The 11733-nt window shown below is 38.8% G+C and carries 11 protein-coding genes; 2 read left to right on the top strand and 9 right to left on the bottom strand.

Features of this window, described 5'->3' with window-relative positions:
• Positions 1-27 precede the first annotated feature (27 nt).
• Both rnz and metH read right to left on the bottom strand, forming a co-directional pair.
• Positions 28-960, bottom strand: a complete 933-nt coding sequence (rnz, locus tag RCP16_RS06065) for a ribonuclease Z (protein WP_308641887.1) — start codon at positions 958-960, stop codon at positions 28-30.
• 103 nt (positions 961-1063) lie between these two features.
• Entirely contained in the window at positions 1064-4504 is a 3441-nt protein-coding gene (gene metH / locus RCP16_RS06060; RefSeq protein WP_308641886.1) for a methionine synthase, read from the bottom strand.
• 213 nt (positions 4505-4717) lie between these two features.
• Between metH and mtnD the strand changes: the two genes are divergently transcribed.
• Positions 4718-5257: an acireductone dioxygenase gene (gene mtnD, locus RCP16_RS06055; protein WP_069325992.1), complete on the top strand. Its 540-nt coding sequence runs from the start codon at positions 4718-4720 to the stop codon at positions 5255-5257.
• 90 nt (positions 5258-5347) lie between these two features.
• Here the strand turns inward: mtnD and RCP16_RS06050 are convergent, their stop codons facing one another.
• The 4 genes from RCP16_RS06050 to yneA all read right to left on the bottom strand — a co-directional run bounded on the left by RCP16_RS06050 (position 5348) and on the right by yneA (position 7927).
• On the bottom strand, positions 5348-6142 hold the full coding sequence (locus RCP16_RS06050; RefSeq protein WP_069325993.1) for an HAD family hydrolase: 795 nt from the start codon (positions 6140-6142) through the stop codon (positions 5348-5350).
• A gap of 99 nt (positions 6143-6241) precedes the next feature.
• A complete protein-coding gene (locus RCP16_RS06045; RefSeq protein ID WP_069325994.1) occupies positions 6242-6763 on the bottom strand; it encodes a hypothetical protein in 522 nt (173 codons plus the stop codon).
• Between the two features lie 183 nt (positions 6764-6946).
• Positions 6947-7156: a DUF896 domain-containing protein gene (locus RCP16_RS06040; RefSeq protein ID WP_069325995.1), complete on the bottom strand. Its 210-nt coding sequence runs from the start codon at positions 7154-7156 to the stop codon at positions 6947-6949.
• Positions 7157-7366: 210 nt separating this feature from the next.
• Entirely contained in the window at positions 7367-7927 is a 561-nt protein-coding gene (gene yneA / locus RCP16_RS06035; protein ID WP_308641885.1) for a cell division suppressor protein YneA, read from the bottom strand.
• A gap of 266 nt (positions 7928-8193) precedes the next feature.
• On the opposite strand from yneA, the gene lexA reads away from it, so the two are divergent.
• The gene (lexA, locus tag RCP16_RS06030; protein ID WP_069325997.1) at positions 8194-8820 is read left to right on the top strand and encodes a transcriptional repressor LexA; all 627 of its coding nucleotides are present in this window, start codon (positions 8194-8196) and stop codon (positions 8818-8820) included.
• A 75-nt stretch (positions 8821-8895) separates the two neighbouring features.
• Here lexA and RCP16_RS06025 read toward each other — a convergent pair whose 3' ends face one another.
• From RCP16_RS06025 to RCP16_RS06015, 3 genes are all read right to left on the bottom strand, one after another.
• Positions 8896-9369, bottom strand: a complete 474-nt coding sequence (locus RCP16_RS06025; RefSeq protein ID WP_137221530.1) for a hypothetical protein — start codon at positions 9367-9369, stop codon at positions 8896-8898.
• A 115-nt stretch (positions 9370-9484) separates the two neighbouring features.
• Positions 9485-9721, bottom strand: coding sequence for a hypothetical protein (locus RCP16_RS06020; protein ID WP_069325999.1), 237 nt, complete (start codon positions 9719-9721; stop codon positions 9485-9487).
• Between the two features lie 26 nt (positions 9722-9747).
• On the bottom strand, positions 9748-11724 hold the full coding sequence (locus RCP16_RS06015; RefSeq protein ID WP_308641884.1) for a glycoside hydrolase family 127 protein: 1977 nt from the start codon (positions 11722-11724) through the stop codon (positions 9748-9750).
• Positions 11725-11733 lie beyond the last annotated feature (9 nt).

Here is an 11733-nt window from a genome sequence, read left to right as displayed (position 1 = left end):
TCCTTATATGGCCGCAACAAAAATACTTCAAACCGACTTAGAAGTGATCGGAAATAGTACATGTTCTTCTGCTAACAAAGTATTTTCAAACACACTTTTGGCTTCTTGAAGCAAAGGCTCAAGCTGCTCACGATCTTTATAACGGGAACTAAAATGAGTCAAAATCAATTCGTGTGCATTCGCTTCTTTAGCTGCATGTGCTGCTTGTAATGTAGTACTGTGATAATAATTATGAGCAGTTTCTTCCATATCTTGCAAGAAAGTAGCTTCATGCACCAATACATCTGCATCTTGCGCCAGCAGACTTACATTAGGACAAGGTCTTGTATCTCCTAGAATCGTAATTATTTTTCCTTTTTTCGGTTTACCTACGACTTGATGAGAGTGTAATGTTTGTCCATCTGCTAACTGGATACTACCTCCGTTTTTCAACTGCCCGTAGAGAGGTCCTGGCTTAATCCCATGATGTTTTAATATTTCAAAATTCAATTGTCCCGGGCGATCTTTTTCAATAATACGATACCCGTAACTATCAATACGATGCTCTAATAATGCAGACTCTACGCGAAACATTTCGTCTTCAAAGACTACGCCGCCTTCGTGTTCCACAATATTCAACTCATATTCGATACGTGATTGACTGAGTTCGAGTGTGGTACGAATATATCGTTCTAATCCTACAGGACCATACACTGTCAGTGGAGTCACTCCTCCTTGATAAGCACGACTGGATAATAATCCTGGAAGACCGAATAAATGATCACCATGTAAATGAGTAACAAAAATCTTTTCTAATTTACTTAATTTGAGTAAAGAACGTAATACTTGATGCTGAGTACCTTCTCCACAATCAAATAACCATAAGGCACGGCGTTCTTCATACATTCGCAATCCAATAGAGGTCACATTACGCTGAAGTGTAGGGACCCCTGCATTGGTTCCCAAAAAATACAATTCCATCTCTCTCTACCTTCCTTCTGTGTTCGCCAAGTTCCGTAACAAAAATCCCCCGATGGGTCGGAGGATTCTGCAATAATAACAGATGATACAACTCAATCTATAGTTACGCCTTATCGACATTAAAATAACGAGCTTGTGGATGGCTGAATACCATCGCTGATACTGAAGCTTCTGGCTCCATCATAAATCCTTCGGTTAATTCAACACCGATATCTTCAGGTTTTAATAAAGCAAATAAAGGACCTTGATCTTCCAAATCAGGGCAAGCCGGATAACCAAATGATACCCGAATCCCTTGATAACGTGCGCCTAAGCGTTGCTTCATCGTCATGGTGGCTGGATCAGAGAATCCCCAACTATCACGCATCATATGATGAACACGTTCTGCAAGTCCTTCTGCGGTCTCTAGAGCTACAGCCTGAAGAACATGGGAACGTAGATAATCGCCTTTGTCTTTCCACTCTGAAGCAAGTGCACTAATCCCCTGACCGGCAGTGACTACCATAAATCCTACATAATCCATCATACCACTTTCTACAGACTTCAAAAAGTCAGCGAGACAGAGATAAGGCTCGACTTGTTGGCGAGGGAAAGTAAATGTATGCAAGATTCGGCTGTGATCTTCTGGATCATAGACGATGACATCATTTCCACTGGATTGAGCAGGGAAAAAGCGATACATACCGTGAGCCTGAATAATATGCTCGGTCAATGCTTTTTGCAATGTTTCGTCTACTACCGATTTGAGCTGTACTGCTTTCGGATCTTCCTTCGCTAACAATTGCTCTACAGAACCTTTAAGCCCTAAATGATGTCCTAGAAGCATCTGCATATTCACATACGGCAAAATATGACCAAGCGGATAATTACGCAATACATGACGATCTAGATCAGGCGGAATATAGATCTGTACATTAGGATCAATATCTGATTTTACCGCACGAGTCAGTACAGGTAATGGCGCAACTTCTACCGCTACTGCTGTATCAATCTCACTTTCAGCGGCAACTTCAGCTTCGATCACTGCCCGTTTTTCAGGATTCATCAGACGGTTGGCTATATCAAGACCATCCATTGCATCTTTGGCGTATAATACCAATCCATCATATTCAGGTCGTATACGGTTTTTGGTAAATTTACGAGTTAAAGCAGCTCCACCGACTAGAATCGGAATCGCAATACCTGCACTTCGCAGATCTTGAGCTGTGGTGATCATTTGTTGAGCTGATTTGACCAATAGCCCTGATAGCCCGATAGCATCTGCTTTTTCATTACGGTATGCTTCGATAATACGTTCAGGTGGTACTTTAATGCCTAGATTAATAATTTTATAACCATTATTGGATAAAATGATCTCTACTAAATTTTTACCGATATCATGTACATCGCCTTTAACAGTTGCCAGCAAAATCTTACCTTTTACAGACGATTCATTTTTCTCCATAAATTGTTCTAAATAAGCAACAGATGCTTTCATCACTTCAGCACTTTGCAACACTTCAGCTACAATCAGTTCATTGTTATTGAACAATCGTCCGACTTCTTCCATCCCAGCCATAAGCGGGCCATTGATAACTTCTAACGAGGAATACTTTTGAAGTGCCTTTTCCAAATCTGGAAGTAAGCCTTCTTTGGTTCCTTCAACTACATAAGAAGCCAATCGTTCTTCAACAGTAAGATTAGAATCGAGAACTTTCTTTTCTACCTTCTTATTCCGAAAAGCAGCAACAAATTCAGCCAGTGTTGCATCATTGGTATTGTAAAGTAATTCTTCTGCAAGATGACGCTCATGATCAGGAATAGAAGCATACCGCTCTAATTTCTCCGTATTCACAATCGCATAGTCTAATCCTGCTTTGGTACATTCATATAAAAATACAGAGTTCAATACTTCTCGTCCTGCTTCAGGTAATCCGAACGAGATATTACTGATACCTAGAATCGTATGACAGCCTGGAACCTGTTGCTTAATTAAGCGAATCCCGTCGATAGTTTCTTTGGCAGAGCCGATATATTGTTCGTCTCCTGTACCCACTGGAAAAACAAGCGGATCAAAAATCAAATCTTCTGTTTTGAGCCCATATTTATCAACAAGCAATTGTTGTGAACGCTTAGCCACTTCTAATTTATCTTGCGCGGTTATTGCCTGTCCTCGTTCGTCAATTGTACCTACCACTACAGCAGCGCCGTATTTATGAATCAGTGGTGTAACATCTTCGAACTTTTCTTCACCATCTTCTAAATTGATCGAATTGATAATCGCTTTACCTTGCGAATAACGAAGAGCAATATCAATCACCGCAACATCGGTTGTATCGATCATTAATGGAGCTTTTACTTTTTTGACAACCAAATCTAAAAATTTCTCCATATCATAGGTTTCATCTCGATCGGGATCCTGTACGCAAATATCTATCACTTGTGCACCATTTTTAACTTGAGCACGAGCAATCTCAGAAGCTTCTTCGTATTTGCCTTCTACAATCAGTCGTTTGAACTTACGTGACCCCAGCACATTGGTACGCTCACCAACCATATAAGGACGATTAGCTTGTTCAATATAGACAGGTTCGATTCCAGATAAAGCAGGCGGATGTGTGCCGATCATAGGACGAGGTGGATACTGGGACAACAACTCATCCATCACTCGAATATGTTCTGGTGTTGTTCCGCAACAGCCACCTGCGATATTGAGCCAACCTTGTTCAGCAAAAGCTGCCATTTTGCGCCCTAGTGATTCTGGAGATTCATGATAATTCCCATTTTCATCCGGCAAACCTGCATTAGGATAACAACTTACTGCGGCTCCTGCCATTTCAGATAAAGAACGAATATGATCACGCATAAATTCAGGCCCTGTCGCACAATTTAGCCCTACTGAAATCGGATTCAAATGTTCTAAAGAAATATAAAAAGATTCTATATTCTGTCCGGCAAGTGTCGTACCCATGGGCTCAATTGTACCGGATATCATTAGAGGGAGATGAATACCGGTCTGTTCAAACGCATTACGGATACCGATACTCCCTGCTTTCACGTTCAATGTATCTTGCGAGGTTTCTAATAGAAGTACATCTGAACCGCCTTCTATCAAAGCAACAGCCTGTTCCTGATAACTATCCACCAGCTCATCAAAAGTCACTCCGCCAGTAACCGATAATGTTTTGGTAGTGGGTCCCATAGCGCCTACAACATAGCGTGGGCGTTCAGCAGTGCTGTATTTATCAACAGCAGCTTTGGCAAGCTTTACTGCTGCTAGATTCAATTCTCGTGCTTGATCCTGAATATCATATTCAGCTAAAACGACTGATGTTGCACCAAATGTATTCGTTTCGATCAAATCTGCACCTGCAGCTAAATATTGTTCATGGATTTCTTGAATAACATCGGGACGTGTTAAAACCAATATTTCATTACAACCGTCCAGATCATCGCTCCCAAAATCATCAGCTGTTAGATCTCTTTGTTGAATCATAGTACCCATAGCGCCATCCAAAATCAGAATACGCTGTTCAAGTCTTTCTTGTAGGTCAGGCTTCTTCATCTATTCGATCCTCCCCGCAAAACGTTAGGCTTTAGTTTAACAGAAACCTTTTAACTAGAAAAGAATCTTATTTGTCATGTATCGATATAGTATGCTTATAATGAGAGGGAACAACTTTATCTACACACAGGATGAAGTTTCTATGAAAGTATCGACAAAAAATGCTTTTTCTTTTATAATACAACATAAAAACATTGAAAGAAGGGTAATCCGATGGCTGAAATCAGAATTAGAAATACCAACGAACGAATTGCTGGAGATGACAAGGTTCTGGAGTTTTTGAACAAACATGAAGTGGTATATGAAAAATGGGATGCTTCCAAATTAGCTCCTGAATTGCAAGATAACTTCACTTTAACAGATGAGCAAAAACAAGCGGTTTTGGATACGTATGCTGAAGAAATCAAAGACCTTTCAGCACGTCGTGGTTACCGTACTTGGGACGTGATTACATTATCTGAGTCTACACCTGATCTTGAAGCGAAGTTAGCTAAATTCGAAGAGATTCATACACATACAGAAGATGAAATTCGTGCGATCGTATCGGGGAACGGTATTTTTATTATTAAAAGCCCTGAGCATGGATATTTCGATGTTGAGTTAGAACCAGGCGATGTTATTTCTGTACCTGAGAATACACCTCACTTCTTTACACTTGTTGACAATCGTAAAATTGTAGCTGTTCGTTTGTTTGTCGAAACAGACGGTTGGATTGCTGTTCCGTTTGAAGATAGCTCTTTCCAAAAAGCATAAGTATACACATACAAAATCCCTTACCGCTTTGATCGGGTAAGGGATTTTTGTTATGTGTTTGATACTATTAGTACGTAACCGATCAGTCTATTACACCAACTGAGCTGTAATCTGATGGATCTCAGTTAAGCTTTTAATTTCATAATCAGGCTTGATCTCACTATCATTGACTTTACCATTACGATTCACCCAGACAGACTTAATACCTGCTGCAAGTGCGCCTTTGATATCTGTAGTAAGCTTATCCCCGATCATCAGTGCATGCTCAGGTTGTACTTCCAACAAACCAAGCGCATGCTCAAAGATCTCAGCATTCGGTTTCCCTTTGCCAAATGCACCCGATACAACCACCTGATCAAAATAAGGAGCTAATTTGGGCACACCGTCTAACTTTTCTTGTTGCAAAGCAGGGCAACCGTTGGTCAGTAACAATAGCTTCACTTTACCTTGTAATTCATCCAAAATCTGAAATGTTTCTTCATAGATATGAGGACGGTTACGTCGTTCTTGAACGAATCGATCAGACAGTTGTAGTGCCAAAGCTTCATCTTCGATCCCCATTGCACTTAGACCGTTACGCCATGATTCTTTGCGATAAGTCGGTGCAATTGCTTGCAATTGACGGAATTCTGGTTGTTCACCTGCGGAAAATTGAGCCCACAAGCCTTCAAACGGATTAATTCCTATCCATTGTGTAAATGGAAAAGTCTCATAGGATTCATAAAGTGCTCTTGCTTCTCTACGTACAGCTTCTTCCAAAGCGATAGGATCTACCCCTGTCGCTTCCTGAGCCACACGACAAGTCTCTGCAAAAGCTTCTTCTATACTGCGTTCATCCCATAATAACGTATCATCTAGATCAAACAACACGGCTTCAATACTCACTGCCTGTACCTCCTCAACGATAATGATTACTTTGACTATACTAGGACTAGATTGCTTGCTCAGATATAGATGCTATATGCCAATCATTCTCCAAAAAGCTTACGCTTTTTCTTGAATCGTAATTTTGTGTTGTGCTGCAAATGTACGCAAATGCTCGCTCATTGCATCTGTATCATAACGGTTTAGAGTACGAGAGAATACCCAGCTTCCACCTTTGGAGCTATGTTCAATAACAACATATCCTTTTTGAAGACGGATACTTTTCACTTGAGATGAAGAAATCAGGCGATCACGATTAAATTTGGTTGTAATCAGTGAATCTCTACCAATTTTCAAGTACGGTTTGCGGAAATAAAGCATAACACCCAGTAAGATATACAATGCGACAGTAATGATAAAGATCGCACTAAATCCATCAGCTGTTGGATACATAATACCCATAACAGCATAAATAATTCCCAATATCACTAGAGCAGCTGGAAAAACAATATTTCTTCCTTTATATGCCGTATATTCGGAAATACTGGTTTTGCCACCGATAGAAGTCTGACCTTGTTTTCTACGTGTAGCATTGACTTGCTTTGAGTTACGTCGAACTTGCCTTTCCCAGGAACGGGACATACTTTGTTTCCCCCTAATAGATAATGTAAGCCTTACAATAAAAGCAGAAGACTTCCTTCTATCTTATCATGCCAGAACAAGCCCCAAATTTCTATAGCAAAATAGGATGCTCTGTTCCAGATCGGCTAGAGCACCCTTAATATCGTTCATTTTTCTTTTGTAGATTGAAGCTATTATATGTTCTTATTTCTGACTATTTTTGGTGTTATCCGATGGTTCAGTATCTTCTACAAATTCAATTGTATCTAATTGTTGACGGAAATTACTGCGAATATTATTCAAATAAACAGCACGTAATTCATCACGTTCTATCGTTTCTTCTGCTGTAAGACCTGAACTTTTCTTTTTACGAGCTAATTCATTGATGCGTGTAATCAGTGTATCAATATCCATAATTAACCTCCATGTGATCGGTGTGCTTTTTGCCCCACTAACTTTGACATGTAAAAAAAAGCTTGTCAAGATCTATAGATCTCAACAAACTTTGACGATATTGATCGTTCGATCACAATATTCATAACCCGATGACGTTATCCCATACACAAACTATCTGCGATACATGTATCCATAAGCCAGGTATATATATCAGTTCAGTATAGTGTATTAATCGTAAGGAATAACCAACACATCTCCTGCTTGGATTTCGCTTGAATCCAATTGATTTTTACTACGAATCTGAGCAATATAATCTCGTGTATCTGTCTGTACAGATTTGTATTCTTTCGCAATACTCCATAGACTGTCGCCTGCATGCACCACTACTTTTTGTGTAGGGCCTTCTACTTTGTCTGCAACTACGAAATTATGAATGACTCCACCGTATAACAATACGCCTGCAAAAACAAAACATACCATCAAACGTCCGCCTGATTTCCATTTTACTTTTTGCGCTGTGCTTTGGATAAGATGAAGTGTTTTTTGACGTAACGTCTTTTTGCCTTTTGGTTGAATTGGCTTGCGGATCTTCTGTACGGTAGGTACGTAAGTCCACTCATCCACAACTACATCTTTGTCCGCTCGTGTAGCATGAATAGCTTCTTGTTGCGCTTGTTTTTCCGAATAACCTGTTGATGTATGATGTATATCTGATCCTGATGTATCAATCTGTTGTTCATCCTCTTCAGACTGATTGTGGATGCTACGATATGTAGTATATTTTAACATTGTCATCACGCTCCAAACATTTGTTCTTGTTTTCTCAAATTCACTATAACACGAACATATGTTTTACTCAATAGTTTTTTACGAACTTTCGTTCGTGTTTTTTATCGCAACTTTTGGACTATAGATAATGCTATTTAGATGATGAATAGACTACGAAAATAAGCAAATAACAAATAAATATACAAATTTTAGAACTTATGTTTGTACGAACGGTAGTTCTATGTTATAATTTTGCCAAACGTTACTAGCATTGGGGTTGATAAGGTATGTCAAAAGTTTCAAGTCGCCAACAGGCCATTTTGGAATTTATCCGAAATGAAGTCAAACTTAAAGGTTACCCGCCATCTGTACGTGAAATTGGTGAAGCTGTAGGTCTTGCTTCTAGTTCTACTGTACATGGTCATCTGGATCGTTTGGAGAAAAAAGGACTGATTCGACGCGACCCGACCAAACCTCGTGCCATCGAGTTGTTGGGTCAAGAAGAGTCTGAAAGTAATATTCTTTTCGCTCAAACGGTATCTCGTGTTCCTATTATTGGAAAAGTAACCGCCGGTGTTCCGATTACAGCTACAGAACATATTGAAGATTACTTCCCTCTACCACAAAATTTTACAGGTGAAGGACAAGTATTTATGCTTTCTGTAGTTGGAGACAGTATGATTGAAGCAGGGATTTATAATGGTGATTACGTGATCGTACGTCAACAACAAACCGCTGATAATGGCGATATTGTTGTCGCTATGACAGAAGACGATGAAGCAACGGTCAAAACTTTTTACAAAGAAAAAGACCATATTCGTTTACAGCCTGAAAATCCTATGTATCAGCCACTACGTCTGACGCATGTTACGATTTTGGGTAAAGTTGTAGGTTTGTTCCGTAATCTGCACTAAATCATATGTATCATAAGAAAAGACCACTATCTTAATCGATAGTGGTCTTTTTTGTAGTTTATTACTATTATATATTTATTGTATATATTTCCATAGAGCCGTTTTAATAACATCTTCAGCTTCGATCTCACTAAAAGGAACATCTACTTCTTTTCCATTCTGCTCCATTTTATACATCCACACAGGATGATCGATTGGATTTAAATATAATGATTCTACAGCAAGTTGAGGTTTTCCTGGATTGTGTGAGCAACTATATTCTATATAAGCTTCTCCATGATAGTGCTCAGTCAGATTTTTTTTCACGGCATTGATCGTAATAACAACGAGAGCGATTGTAATGACTAATTGAGTTCCATCTTTTTTTTGAACACTACAATCTTCTTTGAAATTTTCTTGGATCTCTTCTAAAATCGTAGAAAACTTCATCCATAAATCTTCGCAGTGTTCTAAAAAATGTTCGTGGATTTCTAAAGAATAGGTATGAGCTTTTTCCTTCTCTACTTTCTCTTCTCGCGCACGTATTGCCGCAGACTCAATCCAACCCATAACCTCACCTCTCTCATAAGTTAAATTACCCTTTCATCATAACCTAATCTGAGAGAATGAATACCTTTTATTTCCTCTTACTATTATATTTTTTCAACTAATATCTTGTTCTACCTTATCCAAAAAGCTTAGTATCCATTAATTTAGCTAATAATGCTTTGAAATCTTTACTTTCTGCTTTTTCTGCTAATTGAGATTCTAATATATTGAATTTTTCTGCTACAAAATAAGCATTCAAAAATACGCTCAGATGATCTTTGGCAATCGCTTCTGCATTCTCTTTATCTGATGAATAACTTGAAATCACAGTATATGCAAATTTTTGGGGATCAATTTTCATTTTGGATTTCATTGTGTATTCTCCTTTCTGAATGTTTATTAGGCTTTATTAAGCCATACACGCATTTCGCCTATTTGTCGGTTCGCCCAGCAGTAATAAGGAATTAGACGTAACGCTGTAGACTTATACGTTTGAGGAGCTTTAGAAGCATACAATACATCTTCCCACTCTGGTTCTATATTTCTTTTTCGAGCTTCTACTTTAATCGTGCCTACTCCACCTAATAATTGTTCATCAAATTCATACTCATATGTCTGATCTTGCGTTAACTGAACCAAATGCAAATGCTCTCCATTATCAACCTCTTCTGCACAATACATAAATGGCCCTCGACCTATAGCGACTTTGCCTATATCCGCCCGTACTAATGGATGAGCGGTATATTCTTTGATCTCCATCGGTAACTTCAATTCTAGCTTGTCATTACTATGCCAGATTCGATCAATGTGTATATATCCGTTGATGGGGTCTGTATCTATAGGATTACCATTTAACAATAAAGAATAATGTTCAGCCCAGTATGGCAATCTAATGGCTAATGTAAACGAAGTGGATTGCTTCATCTGTGTGACTATAGAAATATCACCTTCCCATGGCAAATTAGTAATTTGCTCCAATTGCACAGGATGATCATTGATCTCTAACTCTGTTGTATGGGTCATAAATAAATGAGTGTATATCGTATTTGTGTCTGCTTGAACAGTATAAATATATTTGTGAAGTGATGTTAATAAGCGAGCTAGATTCGGCGGACAACAAGCACAACCGAACCATTCTGGTCTTGTAAATTTCACATGACTTTTCCCCGGATCATGACGGCTACTTTCTGGATGCACTTCTAGCGGATTGACATAAAAGAAATGCTTACCATCCAGCGCCATACCACCAATAGCAGTATTGTATAAGGCACGTTCTAGCACATCTGCATATTCAGATCTCGCTTCATTTTTGAGCATATTAAAGGCAAAAAAGATTAATCCGATCGAAGCACAAGTCTCACAATACATCGTATCATTAGGTAAATCATAATCGAGTGTAAATGCTTCTCCATCTACTGTTGATCCTATTCCTCCTGTAATATACATGCGCTTGTTGATTATATTTTTCCAAAGACGGCGACAAGCTTCTAACATCGCGGTATCCCCTGCTAATAAGGCAACATCTGCCATAGCAGTACACATATAGACTAATCTTACGGCATGACCTTCTGCGGTTTGCTGTTCTAAAATCGGTTGATGTGCTTGATAGTACTCCAGAGGACGATGATTCATACCTTCAATTACAGCTTTGTGACCATTATCTGCTGCTTGTTGTCTGGCAAAAAATGTTGTATCTGTTCCACGCTCATACAGAAAATAGCGGCTAAGCTCCAGATAACGTTGCTCTCCAGTCAATGAATACAGTTTGGTTAATGCTAGCTCTATTTCTTCATGACCATCATAGCCTTGAATCTGATGTTTTTCTTTGCCAAAATGAACATCTATACAGTCTGCTAATCGACAAGCGATCGTTAATGCTTTTTCATTGTGAGTCGATTCATAATAAGCAACAGCTGCTTCAATAAAATGACCTGCACAATACAATTCATGACTTTCTGCTAATTTTTTAAATCTACGCTCTGGTTCTTCGATTGAGAAATACGTATTGAGGTATCCATCTTCCTCTTGTGCTAGAGCAATCAGATCTATCACGCCATCTGCTAATTCTTGTAACTCTGTATCCGCATGAATCGATAATGAGTAAGCAACCGCTTCAAGCCATTTGTACACATCACTATCTTGGAAAACCCAACCATAATGATTACCTTGCTTCAATCCAGCAGCAATTTTGAAATTCTCTATCGCATGACTTTTTTCAGAAGGAATACTATTATCGTTTCTTTCTTTTTCAATCGTAATATTCGCATTATCGTTCAATACATTCCATTGGTAAGGAATCATTTCTGTACGTACAAGTTCTCGATAATGAGACCAGAATGGATCGGTAATCGTAAGTGATTTTAATTGTAAAGACATCGTATGTCT

It is taken from the genome of Paenibacillus nuruki (assembly GCF_963311185.1).
In the GTDB taxonomy this organism is placed as follows: domain Bacteria; phylum Bacillota; class Bacilli; order Paenibacillales; family Paenibacillaceae; genus Saccharibacillus; species Saccharibacillus nuruki.
This window is presented reverse-complemented; position numbering and strand designations above follow the sequence as displayed.